Annotated in this window: 14 protein-coding genes; 6 read left to right on the top strand and 8 right to left on the bottom strand. The window is 73.3% G+C overall.

Annotation, left to right across the window (positions count from 1 at the left end; genetic code table 11):
- Positions 1-4 precede the first annotated feature (4 nt).
- From AB0I42_RS03290 to AB0I42_RS03275, 4 genes are read right to left on the bottom strand one after another with little or no spacing between them, the layout of a single operon-like run.
- Complete coding sequence (locus AB0I42_RS03290; RefSeq protein WP_357533737.1) at positions 5-997, bottom strand: MoxR family ATPase; 993 nt, start codon at positions 995-997, stop codon at positions 5-7.
- Positions 994-2,475, bottom strand: coding sequence for a DUF4350 domain-containing protein (locus tag AB0I42_RS03285; RefSeq protein WP_357533735.1), 1,482 nt, complete (start codon positions 2,473-2,475; stop codon positions 994-996). Before AB0I42_RS03285 ends, AB0I42_RS03290 begins: the two co-directional genes overlap by 4 nt.
- Complete coding sequence (locus AB0I42_RS03280; protein WP_357533734.1) at positions 2,472-3,170, bottom strand: DUF4129 domain-containing protein; 699 nt, start codon at positions 3,168-3,170, stop codon at positions 2,472-2,474. Before AB0I42_RS03280 ends, AB0I42_RS03285 begins: the two co-directional genes overlap by 4 nt.
- Entirely contained in the window at positions 3,167-4,012 is an 846-nt protein-coding gene (locus AB0I42_RS03275; protein ID WP_357533732.1) for a hypothetical protein, read from the bottom strand. The genes AB0I42_RS03280 and AB0I42_RS03275 overlap by 4 nt, the downstream gene beginning before the upstream one ends.
- Before the next feature lie 199 nt (positions 4,013-4,211).
- On the opposite strand from AB0I42_RS03275, the gene mtrA reads away from it, so the two are divergent.
- From mtrA to raiA, 5 genes are all read left to right on the top strand, one after another.
- Complete coding sequence (mtrA, locus tag AB0I42_RS03270) at positions 4,212-4,901, top strand: MtrAB system response regulator MtrA (RefSeq protein WP_212822558.1); 690 nt, start codon at positions 4,212-4,214, stop codon at positions 4,899-4,901.
- Positions 4,902-5,007: 106 nt separating this feature from the next.
- Positions 5,008-6,720 (top strand): MtrAB system histidine kinase MtrB, encoded by a 1,713-nt coding sequence (gene mtrB / locus AB0I42_RS03265; protein WP_357534124.1) that lies wholly within the window; start codon positions 5,008-5,010, stop codon positions 6,718-6,720.
- A complete protein-coding gene (locus AB0I42_RS03260; protein WP_357533730.1) occupies positions 6,717-8,543 on the top strand; it encodes a hypothetical protein in 1,827 nt (608 codons plus the stop codon). The genes mtrB and AB0I42_RS03260 overlap by 4 nt, the downstream gene beginning before the upstream one ends.
- An 8-nt stretch (positions 8,544-8,551) precedes the next feature.
- On the top strand, positions 8,552-9,253 hold the full coding sequence (locus AB0I42_RS03255; RefSeq protein WP_357533728.1) for a phosphoribosyltransferase family protein: 702 nt from the start codon (positions 8,552-8,554) through the stop codon (positions 9,251-9,253).
- A gap of 296 nt (positions 9,254-9,549) precedes the next feature.
- The gene (raiA, locus tag AB0I42_RS03250) at positions 9,550-10,167 is read left to right on the top strand and encodes a ribosome-associated translation inhibitor RaiA (RefSeq protein ID WP_357533726.1); all 618 of its coding nucleotides are present in this window, start codon (positions 9,550-9,552) and stop codon (positions 10,165-10,167) included.
- A gap of 96 nt (positions 10,168-10,263) precedes the next feature.
- Here the strand turns inward: raiA and AB0I42_RS03245 are convergent, their stop codons facing one another.
- Together AB0I42_RS03245 and AB0I42_RS03240 are read right to left on the bottom strand one after the other, a co-directional pair.
- Entirely contained in the window at positions 10,264-11,385 is a 1,122-nt protein-coding gene (locus AB0I42_RS03245) for a GNAT family N-acetyltransferase (RefSeq protein ID WP_357533725.1), read from the bottom strand.
- Positions 11,385-12,551 (bottom strand): GNAT family N-acetyltransferase, encoded by a 1,167-nt coding sequence (locus AB0I42_RS03240; RefSeq protein ID WP_357533724.1) that lies wholly within the window; start codon positions 12,549-12,551, stop codon positions 11,385-11,387. The genes AB0I42_RS03245 and AB0I42_RS03240 overlap by 1 nt, the downstream gene beginning before the upstream one ends.
- A gap of 155 nt (positions 12,552-12,706) precedes the next feature.
- Between AB0I42_RS03240 and secA the strand changes: the two genes are divergently transcribed.
- Entirely contained in the window at positions 12,707-15,580 is a 2,874-nt protein-coding gene (gene secA / locus AB0I42_RS03235; protein ID WP_357533723.1) for a preprotein translocase subunit SecA, read from the top strand.
- A gap of 184 nt (positions 15,581-15,764) precedes the next feature.
- Here the strand turns inward: secA and AB0I42_RS03230 are convergent, their stop codons facing one another.
- The gene (locus AB0I42_RS03230; protein ID WP_357533721.1) at positions 15,765-16,505 is read right to left on the bottom strand and encodes an Rv3235 family protein; all 741 of its coding nucleotides are present in this window, start codon (positions 16,503-16,505) and stop codon (positions 15,765-15,767) included.
- Between the two features lie 155 nt (positions 16,506-16,660).
- Positions 16,661-16,888, bottom strand: coding sequence for a helix-turn-helix domain-containing protein (locus AB0I42_RS03225; protein ID WP_357533719.1), 228 nt, complete (start codon positions 16,886-16,888; stop codon positions 16,661-16,663).
- Between the last annotated feature and the right edge of the window lie 39 nt (positions 16,889-16,927).

Below are 16,927 nucleotides of genomic sequence, written 5' to 3'. Positions count from 1 at the left end.
GTCGCTACCTCGGCGTCGGCACGGTGCCGAGCACCGCGTCGAGGACCGCGTCGGCGGTGACGCCCTCGAGTTCGGCCTCCGGGCGCAGCCGTACCCGGTGCCGCAGCGCGGCCCGCGCCACCGCCTTGACGTCGTCGGGGGTGACGTGGTCGCGGCCGGCGAGCCAGGCCCACGCCTTGGCGGTCAGCAGCAGGGCGGTGGCGCCGCGCGGCGAGGCGCCCAGCTCCAGCGACGGCGAGACCCGGGTGGCCCGGCACAGGTCGACGATGTAGCCGAGGACCGGCTCGGCGACGCCGACCGCGCCGACCGCCTCCCGGCCGATGGCCAGGTCGGTGGCGGTGGCGACTCGCCGTACGCCGGCGGCGGCGAGGTCGCGCGGGTCGAACCCGGCGTGGTGGGCGCGCAGTACGCCGAGTTCCTCGTCGCGGGTCGGCAGCGGCACGGTCAGCTTCAGCAGGAACCGGTCGAGCTGGGCCTCGGGCAGCGGGTAGGTGCCCTCGTACTCGACCGGGTTCTGGGTGGCCACGACGATGAACGGCTGCGGCAACGGCCGGGGTGTGCCCTCGACCGACACCTGCCGTTCCTCCATCACCTCCAGCAGCGCCGACTGGGTCTTCGGCGGGGTCCGGTTGGCCTCGTCGGCGAGCAGCAGGTTGGTGAAGACCGGCCCCTCGCGGAAGGTGAACTCGGCGGTCCGGGGGTCGAAGACCAGCGACCCGGTGACGTCGCCGGGCATCAGGTCCGGAGTGAACTGCAGCCGCTTGGCGTCCAGGTCGAGAGCGGCGGCGAAGGTACGTACCAGCAGGGTCTTGGCGACGCCGGGGACCCCTTCGAGCAGGATGTGCCCGCGGCACAGCAGGGCGATGACCAGGCCGGTGACGACCGCGTCCTGGCCGACCACGGCCTTGGCGACCTCGGCGCGCAGCCGGTGCAGCGCGGCCCGGGCGTCGTCGGCCGGGATGGCGGACCGGTCGGCCGGTCCGGCGGGTCGGGTCACCGGGTCTCTCCTTCGTCGGTTCGGTACGCCGGACCATGGTGCCCGGCGGGCCCGTCGCCGGCGGCACCGGCGGCGGGCGGGTGGGGTGGCGGGGGCAGGCCGGCGGCTCCGGACGGCCACGACGCGCCGGCGGCACCCGGGGTGGCGACGGCGTGCGGCAGCGCGTCCAGTCGCCGGGCCAGGTCGAGCAGTTCCGCGTCGGTCGCCGGCGCGGGGCCGTAGAGCAGCGCGTCGACCTCGTCGGGCGGCTGGCCGGTCTGCGCGGCGACCGCCGTGACCACGTCCGCGGGGCCGGGATCGGCGGGCAGGTCGAGCAGCGGCACGACGCGGTCCAGGGCGGCGGAACGCAGGATCTCGGCGGCCGGGCCGCGTGCCTTCGCCCGGCGGTAGAGCCGGGCCCGCCCGAGGACCGTCTCGGCGGAGCGGACCGAGACGGCCAGCGGCTCGGTCGCCGGCGGCCCGAGGCGCCGGGCCCGCCACAGCGCCACGATCAGCAGGGCCAGCGCGAGTTGCGCCAACAGTGCCCAGAACCAGGGCGGGAAGGCGCTCCACACCGGGTTCGGCCCGTCGGCCCCCGGTGGCCCGTCGCCACTGGGTGCGTCGCCGCCGGGGCGTGGCCGGCCGCCGTCGCCGGCCGCCGGGCCGCCGGGCAGCCCGCTCCCGCGGTCCGGGTCGGGAACCGGTGTCGACGCGGGGCCGCCGTCGTCCGAGGTTTCGGCGGGAGCCGTCGGGCGCGGTTCGGGCCGGTGCAGGTCGAGCCAGACGACGCGGGGGGCGGCGCCGAGCAGGGCGGTCGCCAGGGCGGCGTTGCGGTGTTCGTCGATCCGGTCGTTGCGGAACGGGTCGGCGGTGCCGATCACCAGCACGTCGATCGACTGCCATGCCAGCCCGACGAGCCCGCCGTCGTAGCAGCGGTCGAGCCGCCCGCCGGCAGCCGGCCCGGACGGCGACGTGTGGTCGTACCGCTGCCGCAGGGCCGCCGCGGCACCCGCCCCGACGGCCTCCGGCCGGTCGCAGCCGGCGCCGGGGACGGTCGCCCGGGTGGTCCAGCGCCGGGCACCGGTCTGGAGCGGGATTCCGGCGGCCCGCAACGCCCCCGGTGCCGGGTCGACGAGCACGATCCGGGTCCGCGCCGGCAGCAGGCGGAGCATTTCCAGGTACGCCGGATGCACCATCGACGGCGTCGGGACGAACAGTGTCGCGTTTCCCCGGTACGCCGACGCCAGCGCCTCCGGGGTGCGGGTCTGCCGCTCGACCGACGTTCCCTGCGCGCGCAGCCGGTCGGCGAGCTGCCGGGCGCCGACCGGGGCGGTGCTGACCGGGGACAGGAAGTCGCCGTCGCCCGGATCGGGTTCCTCGATCGCGTACGTCACGCCGGTGATGAGGAACAGCAGCAGCACGAGGCCGAACGGGATGGCGATCCGCCGGCGGCGCCGTACGGGTCTCGTGGCCGGTGACCGGGGTGCGCCGCCGGTCACCGGTCGCCCCGTCCGCCGGTGCCGGTACGCGGCCGGTCGGCGTCGTCGGCCAGCGCCCGGTGCAGTTCGGCGGCGAGCTGGCGCATCCGGGCGTCGTGTTCGGCCCGCGCGGGCCGCTGGCCGTACCAGAGGTCGGAGAAAAGCCGGCCGGCGGCGGCCAGCGGGGCGTCGACGGCCGGCAGGGTCCGGCCGGCCGCCCCGGCCAGCTCGGTGACCGTCCACCCCGGACGGTGTTCGATCACCTGCCGGTCGGCGAGTTCGCGGACCATGGCGCGCAGGCGCTCGCGGACCGCCTCGGCGTACCGGCCCTGTGCCGCGTAGCGGTCGGCGAGCGAGACGAACGCGGCCACCGGCAGGTCGGGCAGGGCGTCGGGGTCCGTCTGCTCCGGCACCTCGGTAGCGGGTAACTTCTTCCTGCGCCGCCAGGGCCACCGGGGCCGGCGTGGCCGCCAGCGCCAGCGGGGCAGCCGGGGCAGCCGTCGTGGCACCCACGCCGGCCACCAGTACCAGCCCGCGGCGACCAGGGCCGCGGCGGCGACCAGCAGCAGGGCGGCCAGCGGCAGCGGCAGCACGTCGCCGACCGACGCCACCGTCTCGGTCCACCACCGGCTGAGGTCCGCACCGCCGGTGAGCGACGCCCGGCCGGTCGGCATTCCGCCGGCCGGCAGCGGGACAGCCGACGTCGCGGCGGTCACGGCCCGCCCGCCAGGATCGCGGCCGCGGACCGGCCGGTGTGCCGGGCCCGGGTGAGCGCGATGTCCAGTCCCTCGGTCCGCATCCGGGTCTCCAGCAGCAGCACCGCGTCGAGACAGGCCAGTGTCGGGTAGGCGAGGCTGTTGACGAGCAGCCAGACGACGGCGGCGACCGGCACCGCCCAGCCCGGGTCGTCGATCCCGACCGCGTTGAGCGCGGCCAGCGCGCCCAGGCTCAGCGCGAGCCGGACCGCGAACCAGGCCAGGTAGCCCATGAGCCGGATCCCGGCGCCGCGCAGCCCGGACCGGATGGTCAGGAGGGCACCCCGCCCCAGGGCCTGGAGCGGGCCGGTCCGGTCGATCACCAGGGCCGGTACGGCGAGCCCGACCAGCGTGTATCCGATGACCCAGGTCGGCCCGGTCAGCGACACGAGGAACACGATCCCGCCGGCGCCAAGGGCGAGTACGGCGACCAGGCCGAACCGGCTGCCGGCCGGGCGCAGCAGGTCGCGGGCGGTGGCCCGGTGGCCGAGCAGTTCGGCCGTGGCGGCCCGACCGGTGAGGCCGCCCAGCGCGGCGATGATCGCCACTTCGGTGGCCGCCCCGACGCACAGCAGCATCCAGTACGCGCTGGCGTGGTCGAAGTTCGGCAGGTAGGCCGGTGGTGCGACGTGGGCGGCCGTCCGCAGCGGCGCCAGCAGGAGCTGTTCGCCCAGGGCCAGCACGGCGGCGACCGGCATCAGCACCGGGGCGTACGCGCGCAGCAGCGCAACGGCGGCGTCGAGCAGCTCACCGACGGTCAGCGGGCGCAGCGGCAGCACGGCGGGCCGGCCGGCGTGATCCACACGGTCTCCAGGGGCGCGGTACGAGTCAGCGGCCATCGTGGCATGTCCACGCGTCGACGGCGAACCGGCACTGCCGTGCGTGCGCCCGTCCTGACGTACGGTGATAGGTGTCTGAAATGTCGGCCCGCTGGCCGGGGTTCGGGCGAGACACGGGTGGAGCCGGCTCCGTCAATGTGAACGGGGATGGAATATTGGTCGCATGAGAGCCCGGGTACTGGTGGTCGACGACGATCCCGCGCTGGCCGAGATGCTCGGCATCGTGTTGCGCAGCGAGGGGTTCCTTCCGTCCTTCGTCGCCGACGGCGAGCGGGCGCTGGCCGCGTTCCGCGACAGCCGTCCAGACATCGTCCTGCTCGACCTGATGCTGCCCGGAATGAGCGGCATCGACGTGGCCCGGGCGATCCGGTCCGAGTCCGGCGTGCCGATCGTCATGCTGACGGCGAAGAGCGACACCGTCGACGTGGTCCTCGGCCTGGAGTCCGGTGCCGACGACTACGTCGTCAAGCCGTTCAAGCCCAAGGAACTGGTCGCCCGGATGCGGGCCCGGCTGCGCCGGGGCGAGGACGCCGCGCCCGAGATGCTGACGATCGGCCCGCCCGGCAACCAGATCACCATCGACGTGCCGGCCCACACGGTCAGCCGCGACGGCGACGAGGTGAAGCTGACCCCGCTGGAGTTCGACCTGCTGGTCGCGCTGGCCCGCAAGCCGCGCCAGGTCTTCACCCGTGAGGTGCTGCTGGAGCAGGTCTGGGGCTATCGGCACGCCGCCGACACCCGCCTGGTCAACGTGCACGTGCAGCGGCTGCGGGCCAAGATCGAGCCTGACCCGGAGCGTCCGGAAATCATCCTGACGGTTCGGGGCGTGGGTTACAAGGCGGGCACCGGCTAGCCTTGAGAGCACTGTGGCTCGCCTCCTGACCTCCTTCAACGTGCTTGCCGCCCGGGCCGCGACCGCGACCCGGGCGACCTGGCGCACCGGCACGCGGCGCGGGGCGGTGGTCTGGCGGGTCGTCCTGCGCCGGGCCGGCGTCGTCGGCGCCGGCGTGCGCCAGACGTGGCGTCAGTCGTTGCAGGTCCGGATCGTCACCATCACGCTGGTCTCGTCCGGTCTGCTGGTCGGCGGGTTCGCCTACATGGTGGTCACCCAGATCACCGACAACCTGCTCGACAACGCGGTCGCCGACGCCCACGAGCGCCTGGAGACCAGCCGTGACTACGCCTACGACCAGCTGAGCGTGCACCCCCGGATCGAGCCGAGGCTGCAACGCACCTTCGAGAACACGGTGGTGGCGCTGGCCGGCGGTGATCCGGACGAGGCCGGCGTCGTGGTGGTGCTGACCGCGAGCGGCTATCCGACCATCGAGACGGCGACCTCACCCGCGGTCGAGGCCAGCGCGCTGATCAGCCCCGAACTCGAGCGGACGGTCGCCGGCGGTGCGGTGGCGCACCAGATCCAGACCGGCGACCTCGGCGGCGGGAGGACCAGATACCTGGTCTACGGCTCTCCGGTCCCGACCGGCTTCGGTCAGGTCGAGATCTACCGCCTGGTGCCGCTCGCCACCCAGGAGCAGACCGCGGTCCAGGCCCGCACCACCGTGCTGGCCACCGGTATCGCGCTGGTCCTGCTGCTGGCGCTGCTCGCCGCCCTGGTCACCCGGCTGGTCGTCAACCCGGTACGAGACGCGGCCCGCACCGCCCAGCGGCTCTCCGCGGGCCTGCTCGACCAGCGGATGGCGGTCAACGGCGAGGACGACCTGGCCCTGCTCGCGGCCTCGTTCAACCAGATGGCCACCAACCTGCAACGGCAGATCGTCCGGCTGGAGGAGATGTCCCGGCTGCAGCGCCGGTTCACCTCCGACGTCTCGCACGAACTGCGTACGCCGCTGACCACGGTCCGGATGGCGGCCGACCTGATCTTCGCCGAGCGCGACGAGTTCGACCCGGCGGTCGCCCGCAGCGCCGAACTGCTCCAGGCCGAACTGGACCGCTTCGAAGACCTGCTCACCGACCTGCTGGAGATCAGCCGCTTCGACGCCGGCTTCGCGATGCTGGACGCCGAAGCGACCGACCTGGTGCCGGTGGTGCAGCGGGTGGTCGACCGGCTCGGCGGGCTGGCGCAGCGGTGCGGGGTGCCGCTGGAGGCGCATCTGCCGGACGGGGCCGTGATCGCCGAAGTCGATCCGCGGCGGGTCGAGCGGATCCTGCGCAACCTGGTCGGCAACGCCGTCGAGCACGGCGAGGGCAGGCCGGTCGAGGTGACCCTCGGCATCGACTCCTCGGCGGTGGCGGTCACCGTACGCGACCACGGGATCGGGCTGCGACCGGGCGAGGAGAAGCTGGTGTTCAACCGGTTCTGGCGGGCCGACCCGTCCCGGGCCCGGCAGACCGGCGGGACCGGGCTGGGCCTGTCGATCAGCCTGGAGGACGCCCGGCTGCACGGCGGCTGGCTGGAGGCGTGGGGGGCACTCGGCAAGGGTGCCCAGTTCCGGCTGACGCTGCCGGTGCGGTCCGGCGACCGGCTCACCTCGTCCCCGCTGCGGCTGGTGCCGTCCGAGGTGATGACCCCGATCGACCTGCGGGTCTCCGCCGATCTGCCGCTGCTGCCGGTCCGGCCCGCGGTGCAGCCGGCCGACCCGGCCGTGGCCGGCGAAGGACCCGCGAAGGCCCCCGACGCCGGGGACGGCGCGCCGGTGGAGGTGACCCGGTGAGGCGCCGACTGGCCGCCGTCGCCGTGGTGACCGCGCTGGTCGCCGGGCTCGCCGGTTGCGGCATTCCGGAGAGCAGCGGCGTACGCGTCGACGGGCCCGGCCCGGCCCCCAACTACGGCAGTGGCACCGGCCTGGGGCAGGTGCCGCCGCAGCGGGCGGTGGCCGGCAGCGAGCCGCAGACGTTCGCGGTGGCCTACCTGGAGGCGGCGGCCGGCGAAATGGGCGGCGCGGTCGAGCGGGTGCGTGAGTTCATCGCACCCGCCGGCCAGCCCGAGCTGCGGGACAAGCCCGGCCCGGACGCGCAGGTGAACGTGGTCCGGTTGACCGAGTTGCCGCGGGTCCAGGCGAACGCCGACGGCACCAGCAAGGTGGACGTGTCGGTGCAGCAGATCGGGATCCTGACCCGCAGTGGCGCCATCGATCCACCGATGGCGACCGCCACCCAGTACTCGTTCACGGTCGGACGGCTCGCCGGCAACACCGGCCTGTTCGTCCTCAAGCCGCCGCCGGTGCTGCTGCTCAGCACCGAGGCGTTCGGCAAGTACTACCAGCCGCGCACGATCTACTTCTGGAACGCCGACCAGTCCGGGCTCATCCCCGACCTGCGTTACCTGCCGCTGTCGGTGCCCCGCGAGCTGCAGGCCACCGAGGTGCTCGGCTGGCTGACGGCCGGCCCGTCCGGCTCGATCAGGTCGATCGCCAAGGGGCTGCCCGACGGCACCGCCCCGATCGGCAACGCCCCGGCGACCGACGGCCGGCTGGTGGTCAACCTGTCGGCGCAGGCCGTACCGACCGGCGACGACGCCGAACTGGACCGGCTCGCCACCCAGCTCGTCTGGTCGCTGCGACCCAACCTCGTCGAGAACGAGGAACTCGAACTGAAGATCCAGAACCAGACCCGGACGACCCTCGCGGCCGAGGACCAGTTCCAGAAGCACCCGGTCTACGACGTGGCCCCGGTGGCCGAGCGTTACACCGTCTACGCCGGGCAGGTGCGCCGCCTCAACGATCTCGGTGAGCCGCCGGGCAGCCCGGCTCCGATCGCACCGGAGGCGAACACCGGCATCGTCTCGGCGGCCATCATCCGCACCGGGGAGATGGCCTCGGTCGCCCTGGTCACCGCGGTCGGCGACCGCAGCCAGTTGCAGGTGGGGGCGAGCACCGGGGCGGTCCGGGGCTTCCGGCCGAGCGGGCCGAGCTTCGCCTCGATGGGCCGGCCGGTGTGGCTGCGTACGACCGACCCGCGCGGGCCGGTCGGGCTGGTGGTCGCCGACGGCCGCCTCTACCAGTTCGGGGTGACCGCCGGGCTGACCGAGCTCGAGTTGCCGGGCACGAGCGGCCCGGTGACCGGGGTCGCGCCCGCCCTCGACGGCCACCGGATCGCCTACACCGCGGGCGACCGGCTGCACGTGGCGACCCTGATGGTCACCGGCGGGCTGGTCGAGGTCGCCGGCCAGCGCCAGCTGACCACCTCGCTGGCCGACGTGTCGGCGGTCGCCTGGACCGACGAGAACCGGCTGGTGGCGGCGGGGCTGAAGAGCACCCGGCTGGCGCTGGTCGACATCACCGTCGACGGCCTGCTGGAGTCGTGGCTGGACGAGGACCTGCCGGCCGCCCAGGTCACCCACATCTCCGCCGTGCCGGACAACCCGGTCACCCGGCCCGGCTTCGCCCGCCTGATGTACGAGGCCAGCGGGGTCGCCTGGTACCGGCTCACGCTGACCGGCGCGCAGCAGATCCACTCCACCGAGGTGGCCGGGGTCGGGTCGGGCGATCCGGCGCCGGAGGCGACCGTCCCGACCGCCCCGTTCTTCGTCTACTGAGTGGGGGCGTGGTGGCCGCGGCCGGGCTCTGGGATGCGCTGACCGATCTCGTCCTGCCCGCGTCCTGTGCCGGCTGCCGGGCCGACCGCATACCGCTGCGGGCCGGGGCGTGCGCCGCCTGCGCGGCCGACCTGGAGGCCCTGCGGGCCGGCCCGGTACGTCCCACCCCGGCCCCGCCCGGCCTGCCCGACTGTGTCGCTCTGGGGCCGTACGCCGGGGTGTTGCGCGAGTCGCTGCTGTCCTACAAGGAGCGGGGGCGGCACGGCCTGGCCCGGCCGCTCGGCCGGTTGCTGGCCGAGGTGGTGGCGACGGCGGTGCGCCCGGACCGGCCCGTACTCCTGGTGCCGGTGCCGTCGACGGCCCGGGCCGCCCGGGCCCGGCACGGCGACCACCTTGGGCGGTTGGCCCGGCACGCGGCGCGCCGGTTGCGTGGCGCCGGCTGGCGGGTGGCGGTGGCCCGGCCGCTGCGCGCGCTGCCGCGGCCGGATTCGGCGGAGCTGACCAGCGCGCAGCGGGCGCAGGCGGCCGGGGAAGCCTTCCGGTTGCGGTCGTCGGTTCGGGCGGCGGCCGGGCACCGGGTCGTCGTGCTCGACGACATCGTGACCACCGGGGCGACGCTGGCCACGGTGACGGGGCTGCTCGGCACCGCGGGCGTACGCGTCGACGCCGCGGCCGTGCTCGCCGCCACCCGAAAGCGTGACCGTCGGTAACGTCACACCACCCCCTCGGTGCCGGTCGGTGCCTCGTACGCTGCCCGTTCTTGCTTGATCGGGCGAATCATCTCGAAACGCCTTTGCAAGTAGGGGTGACGAGAGGGCCAACAGGAGTTAGCGTCGTTGTCACCAGGGGTATGACTTGATCAGCCCCGGCGCCCCGCACCCGGAAAGGAGGCGTAGCCCTCAAAAACACATTCCGGTCGTTGTCAGGGGTCGAGCGACAAAGGGCGGACAAGCCGACCGGGAAAGTCTCTGCAACTACGACCATCCGATCGTCGGGGAGGTCACGCGTGGACATTGTCGTCAAAGGCCGCAACGTTGAGGTGCCCGATCACTACCGGGTTCATGTAGGCGAGAAGCTCGCCAAGATCGAGCGCTACGACCACAAGCTCATCCGGGTCGACGTGGAACTCTTCCACGAACGCAACCCTCGACAGGCCGACCACTGCCAGCGCGTCGAAATCACCTGCGTGTCCCGAGGTCCGGTGGTGCGAGCCGAAGCGTGCGCGAAGGACTTCTACAGCGCGCTGGACGCCGCGATCAGCAAGCTGGAGACCCGGATGCGTCGCGCCGCCGACCGCCGTCGGGTGCACCACGGCCGGCAGACGCCGGTGTCCGTGGCGGCCGCGACCGCGGACCTGCCGGTTGCCGACTTCGGCACCGCGCCGGTCGCGACGATGACCGAGGCGCCGGCGGAGGACGGCTACGCAGAGGCCGACGACCAGCCGTGGCACATCGTGCGGCACAAGGAGCACTCCGGCCAGCCGATGACCGTGGACGACGCGCTCTTCCAGATGGAACTCGTCGGCCACGACTTCTATCTCTTCAACGACAAGGAGTCGGGCCTGCCCAGCGTCGTCTACCGCCGCAAGGGCTACGACTACGGGATCATCTCGCTCGCCAACTGAGCCCGGACAATCCCCCGGAACACCCGTCGATCCCGTACCGTCGCGTTCGCCCGGTGCGGGATCGACCCGGTCCGGCATCGACCGGCGCTGCCCGGATCAGCCGGCGTCGTCGCCCGGCAGCCGCGCGAACAGCACGTCGTCGTGCCGGGTGCCCTCCACCCCGGGCAACCGGCCGCGCTGATAGCCCTCCCGGCGGAACCCGGCCTTCTCCAGCACCCGCTGCGAGCCGAGGTTGTCCGGCAGCGTCCCGGCGATCATCCGGGAGACGCCGACCGTGAAGGCCCATCCGGTCAGCAGCCGCGCCGCCCGGGTCGGATAGCCCCGGCCCCGCCAGGCCGGCAGCATCGAGTAGCCGATCATGGCCAGCCCGGTCGGCGGCTCGTGGTAGAACAGGCCGATGTCGCCGGCCGGCTCGCCGGTCGCCGAGTCGGTGATCACCAGGTCGGCGCGTTCGCCGGCCAGCCAGCGGGCCTCGGCCTGGCGGCAGCGCTCCTCGATTCCGGCCCGCTCCGGCGGCACCGGCGGCACGCTGGTCGCGACGACGTCCGGCGCCGAGAGCAGGGTGAAGAGGAAGTCGGCGTCGTCGGGCCGCAACGGCCGCAGGGCCACCACGCCGTCGTCGAGCCGGCCGGCCGGCAGGTCGGGCAGCAGCCGCGCCGTCGGTCCGGCCGGATCCCCGGCGAGACGTACCCAGGCGATCAGGTCGTGCCGCCCGGTCCGGCCGGCACCGGCCGACCGGCGTACGCCCTCGCGCCGGTATCCGGCGGCCAGCGCGACCCGTTGGCTCGGGGTGTTCTCCCACTCGGTGAGGATCTCGATGCGGGCCAGCCCGGCGGCGAAGGCCACGTCGGTGAGCGCCCGCGTCGCGGCCGTCGCCACGCCACGCCCACGGGCCCAGGGCGCGACCCAGTAACCGATCTCGCCCGATGCCCTCGGCCGGTTGATCCGGTCCAGGCCGACCGCGCCGATCAGCCGGTCGGTGGCCGGGTCGGCGACCGCGTACGCCGCACCGCCGGCCGCCCACGCCACCCCGGATCCCTCGGTGATCCACCACCGGGCGTCGGTCGCGGTGTAGGGGTGCGGCAGCAGCGACAGGAAACGCTGGGTCAGCGGATCGGCGCAGGCCGTCGCGATGTCCTCGACGTCACCTTCCCGGTACGGCCGCAGCCGTACCCCGTCGCCGTCGATCGGTTCCTGCGGCAGGCCGGTGAGAGGCATCATGTGCTCCTGTCGTCAACGAGCAGCGCGCCGACCCAGACGTCGACGCGGGCGCCCCGGTGGGCCAGCCCGCCGCGGGCGACGCCCTCGACGGTGAACCCGGCCTTCTCCGCGACCCGGCGCGAGGCGGTGTTCCCGACGTGCGCCCGCCACTCGACGCGGTGCACGACGAGAGCGTCGAAGGCCCAGGCACACACCACGGCCAGCGCGGCGGACGCGTATCCCCGGTTCCGGGCGGCCGGGCTGATCAGGAATCCCACGTCGGCGACGGCCGGGTCGGCGGCGGACAGCCGCAGCGCCATCGAGCCGTCGAACGTCCCGGCCGGCCCGGCGATGGCGAAGACCGCCCCGGCGCCGCGTGCCCACTGCTGTTCGGCGGCGGCGAGGAAGTGTCCGGCGTCGCGTCGGTGGTAGGGGTCGGGTACGGAGGTCCAGCGGATCGCCGCGTCGTCGCGGCAGGTCGCCACGATGCGGTCGACGTCGGCCGGTCCGGGGCGGCGCAGCCGGATCCGGCCGCCCGGGGCGTCGGCCGTCAGGGTCGGCTGGTCGCCGGCGAAGACGGCCGCCCGGCGGGCCTCGACCGAGCCGGGGCGGGCCGGCTCCCGACCGGGTGCCGGGCCGGGGTCGTCCGGCAGGAGGGAACCGATCCAGCTGTCGGTCTCCCCGGCGCCTGCGGGCGCGTCCCGGCGCAGGATGCCCTCCATGGTGAAACCGGCCCGCAGCGCGACCAGGCGGGAGGTGTGGTTGCCGACCTCGGCACGCCAGACCAGCCGGCGTAGCCCGACGGACTCGAAGGCCCACCGCGCCACGATCCGGGTCGCCCGTACGGCGACGCCCCGGCCGCGCGCCCACGGCGCGGTCCAGTAGCCGATCTCACCCTGCCCGCCAGCCCGGTCGAGGCTGACGAGTCCACAGGAGCCGAGGAGTTCTCCGGTGGCCGCGTCGCAGACCGCGAACGGCGCCCGGGTGCCCGCGGCCCAGCCGGCGGGGGCGTGTTCGGCGACGAACCCCACGGCGTGCTCCGGCAGGTAGGGCGACGGGACCGTGGTCCACCGGGAGATCGCCGGATCCTGGCAGGCGCGGAGCACCGCGTCGGCGTCGTCAGGGTGCCACGGCCGCAGCGTCAGACCGGCTTCGGTGATCGTCGGCGGCTCCACCGGCGCCATCCTGCCGGATGTTCCGGGGGCTCACCAACGGGATTCGTCGTCAGTATCTGGGCGTAATGTTCGCTTACCTGCATTTCCCTAGTGGGCGCGGCTGCCGTTTGCCCCAGCGATGCGCCTACGATGGTTCGGCAGACAGCCTAGGGGAGCGTTGATCCGTGTCGATTCTGGAAAAGGTACTGCGTGCCGGCGAAGGCCGCATGGTGCGCCGGCTCAAGGCCGTTGCCAACGCCGTCAACTCGATCGAGGACGACTACGTCGACCTTACCGACGCCGAGCTGCGGGAGTTGACCGACCAGTACCGGGAGCGCATCGCCGACGGCGAGAGCCTCGACGACCTGCTGCCGGAGGCGTTCGCGACCGCCCGTGAGGCGGCGTCGCGGGTGCTCGGTCAGCGCCACTACGACGTCCAGATCATGGGCGGCGCGGCGTTGCACTTCGGCAACATCGCCGAGATGAAGACCGGTGAGGGCAAGACCCTGACCTCGGTGCTGCCCGCCTACCTCAACGCCCTGTCGGGCAAGGGCGTGCACATCGTCACCGTCAACGACTACCTCGCCGAGCGTGACGCGGCCTGGATGGGCCGGGTGCACCAGTTCCTCGGCCTCAGCGTGGGCGTGATCCTGCCCAACCGGCCGTCCGCCGAGCACCGCGCCGCCTACGAGTGCGACATCACGTACGGCACCAACAACGAGTTCGGCTTCGACTACCTGCGCGACAACATGTCGTGGTCGAAGGACGAACTCGTGCAGCGCGGCCACAACTTCGCGATCGTCGACGAGGTCGACTCCATCCTGATCGACGAGGCCCGCACCCCGCTGATCATCTCCGGTCCGGCCGAGCACTCGGCCCGCTGGTACGGCGAGTTCGCCCGGGTCGTCGCCCGTCTGCAGTCCGGCAAGGACGGCGAGGGCGACTACGAGGTCGACTACGCCAAGCGGACCATCGCGGTGACCGAGCGGGGCGTGGCCAAGGTCGAGGACCGGCTCGGCATCGACAACCTCTACGAGTCGGTCAACACCCCGCTGGTCGGCTACCTCAACAACGCGATCAAGGCCAAGGAGCTCTACAAGCGCGACAAGGACTACATCGTCAACGAGGGCGAGGTCCTCATCGTCGACGAGTTCACCGGTCGCATCCTGCACGGCCGTCGCTACAACGAGGGCATGCACCAGGCCATCGAGGCCAAAGAGGGCGTGGAGATCAAGCAGGAGAACCAGACCCTCGCCACGATCACCCTCCAGAACTACTTCCGCCTCTACGGCAAGCTGTCCGGTATGACCGGTACCGCCCAGACCGAGGCCGGCGAGTTCAACAAGGTCTACAAGGTCGGCGTGGTGAGCATCCCGACCCACCGGGCGATGGTCCGCCTCGACCGGCCCGACGTCATCTACAAGACCGAGAAGGCCAAGTTCAACGCCGTCGTCGAGGACATCGCCGAGCGGCACGTCCTCGGCCAGCCGGTCCTGGTCGGCACGGTCTCGGTCGAGAACTCCGAGATCCTGTCGCAGCTGCTGCGCCGGCGGGGCATCCCGCACGCCGTGCTGAACGCGAAGTTCCACGCCAAGGAGGCCGAGATCGTCGCCCAGGCCGGCCGCAAGGGCGCGGTCACCGTGGCGACCAACATGGCCGGTCGTGGCACCGACATCCTGCTCGGCGGCAGCGCCGAGCACCTGGCCGAGGCCGAGCTGCACCAGCGGGGGATCGACCCGGTGGAGCACGAGGAGGAATACGCCAAGGCGCTCGAGGAGATCCTGCCCAACTGGAAGCGGGCCTGCGACGAGGAGGCCGAGGAGGTCGCCGCCGCCGGTGGCCTCTACGTCCTGGGCACCGAGCGCCACGAGTCGCGCCGGATCGACAACCAGTTGCGCGGCCGTTCCGGCCGGCAGGGTGACCCCGGTGAGTCCCGCTTCTACCTGTCGCTCCAGGACGAGCTGATGAAGCGGTTCCGGGCGGGCGCGGTCGAAGCGGTCATGGAGCGCTTCAACATCCCCGAGGACGTGCCCATCGAGTCGAAGATGGTCACCCGGCAGATCAAGAGCGCCCAGGCCCAGATCGAGGGCCAGAACGCCGAGATCCGCAAGAACGTCCTGAAATACGACGAGGTCCTCAACAAGCAGCGCCAGGTCGTCTACGCCGAGCGCCTCCGGGTGCTCAACGGCGAAGACCTCAACGACCAGGTGACGCACATGATCGACGACGTCGTCGACGCGTACGTCCGGGGGGCGACCTCCGAGGGCTACGCCGAGGACTGGGATCTCGACCAGCTGTGGTCCAGCCTCAAGCAGCTCTACCCGATCGCGGTGACCGTCGAGGACCTCGAAGAGGAGGTCGGCGGCGAGCGCAACAACCTGGACCCGGACTTCCTGCTCACCCGCCTGAAGGAGGACGCCCACGCGGCGTACGAGCGGCGCGAGGAGGAACTCGGCGAGGAGGCGGTACGCCAGCTGGAGCGGATGGTGCTGCTCCAGGTCATCGACCGCAAGTGGCGTGAGCACCTCTACGAGATGGACTACCTGCAGGAGGGCATCAGCCTGCGGGCGTACGCCCAGCGTGACCCGGTGGTGGAATACCAGCGGGAGGGCTTCGACATGTTCGCCAACATGATGGACGGGATCAAGGAAGAGACGGTCGGCTTCCTGTTCAACCTGGAGGTCCAGGTCGAGGAGGCCCCTCAGCAGGCGCCGGCCGAGGAGGGCGCCGCCACCCCGGCGCCCGACGACGCCGCCGTCGAGATCCGGGCCAAGGGGCTCGGGCGGGCGCCGCGCAACCAGGGCCTCCAGTACTCGTCGCCGACGATCGACGGTGCCGCCGGCTCCGGCGGGGTGCAGATCGAGAAGGCGGCCCCGACGCAGCCGCCGGCCCCGTCCGCCCCGGCCCTGGGGGTCGGTGGCCGTCCGGCGCCGTCGCGACCGGCCCGCCGTCCGGCGCCCGGCCAGGCCGTCGGCGGCAACAGCCCGTCGCGTAACGCGCCCTGCCCCTGCGGCTCCGGCAAGAAGTACAAGCGCTGCCACGGTGGCCCCGGCGCCTGAGACCGGCTGCCGCCGGCCCACCGTCAGCGAGGTCTGAAACGGGCTCTCCCGCCAATTGGCGGGGGAGCCCGTTTGCCGTACCGGCGCCCCCGTGTGGCCGGTCTGGCGCCCGGGACGCCCACCGTCACCGCCGGATGGGCGCCCCGGGAGCTGGCTGGTCGCAGACCTCCGAGCGGTCGTGGGCTCAGATCAGTTGGGCGGTCGTGCCGAGCCAGACGCCCCGGCGGCGCTCCAGCCGGTAGGCCATCGCCCGGACCCGGCCGGCCCGGTCGAGCACCGCGGTTGCCTCGGCGATGCCGGGCAGCGGCTCGGAGACCCGCAGCAGCCGGGGGCGCAGCAGTTGCCCGGACCGGCCGCGCACGGGCGACCGCGGCCCGGCGAAGCGTCGGTTGGCCGCCGTGATCCGCTCCACGACCGCCTCCGCGTCGCCGGGGACACAGAGCCGGCGCAGGTGGGAGACCGGCCGGTATCCGTTGAAGACCTCCAGGCAGGTGCCCAGGAACCGGCGGGCCGCCTGCCGTGCCTCCGGCGATGCCGTCCCGGGACCCGCCGGCGGCCCGGCCACGGATCCGTCCGCCGGAACCCGACCGGCCGGCGACGACCCGGCCGGGAACGGGCCGGCCGGGGCGGCGAGCTCCGGATGCGCGGTGGTCATGGCCGCCGGACCCGCGGCGTACGCATCGGGCTGGCCCGGACCGTGGGTGGGCCGGACGGCCGGCCGGGGGACGGGCAGGGCGGGCGGTGACTCGCGCCGCCGGCCACGCGGCGGGCGGGTGCCGGTCAGGTCCAGGGTGAGCTGGCCGGCACCGGTCAGCTGGCTCCACGGGTCGCGGGGCGACTCGTCGTCGTACGGCGGATCGAGGGGCGGAACGGCGCGCACCCGTACGGACTGTCGGGCAGGGGGCCGGGTCAGGGTCGCTCGCACGGCGTTCCTCTCCTGAGTTGATCTTGCGTTTGCTTTCGTTTGCCTCCGACAGCCCTAATTTGTAGATGGGTTCCAATGTGTCGGTCAACGCTTGCGCGCTGAAAAAAGCCACCCGCGACAAGGCGCGGATGGCTGCGAAACGGTCGAAAGGCGTATCAGTCAGGCTCGCGGTCGACGAGCGGGTTCTCCTGCACCCACTCGGCGGTCTCGGCGTACTTGCGCTGGATGTACTCCTCCAACCGGGCCCGCTCGACCCGCCACTGACCCCGTCCACCGATCTTGATCGCGGGCAGCTCGCCGCTGCGGACCATGTGGTAGACCTGCGAATCCGAGACGTTCAGCTCGGCGGCGACGTCGGACAGTTGCAGGAACCTGGGCGGCACGGCGACTCCCGGCGGTGGGGGTGACTCCTGGTTGCCTCA

The organism is Polymorphospora sp. NPDC050346 (assembly GCF_040655695.1).
Lineage (GTDB): Bacteria > Actinomycetota > Actinomycetes > Mycobacteriales > Micromonosporaceae > Polymorphospora > Polymorphospora lycopeni.
The sequence above is the reverse complement of the archived record's forward strand: the minus strand, read 5'-3'. Positions and strand labels throughout refer to the sequence as shown.

What these genes read in the sequence shown, in the direction of transcription:
- mtrA (WP_212822558.1), top strand. Translation starts at nt 4,212, where the DNA reads ATGAGAGCCCGGGTACTGGTGGTCGACGACGATCCCGCGCTGGCCGAG.
- AB0I42_RS03245 (WP_357533725.1), bottom strand. Translation starts at nt 11,385, where the DNA reads ATGCCTCTCACCGGCCTGCCGCAGGAACCGATCGACGGCGACGGGGTA.
- AB0I42_RS03240 (WP_357533724.1), bottom strand. Translation starts at nt 12,551, where the DNA reads ATGGCGCCGGTGGAGCCGCCGACGATCACCGAAGCCGGTCTGACGCTG.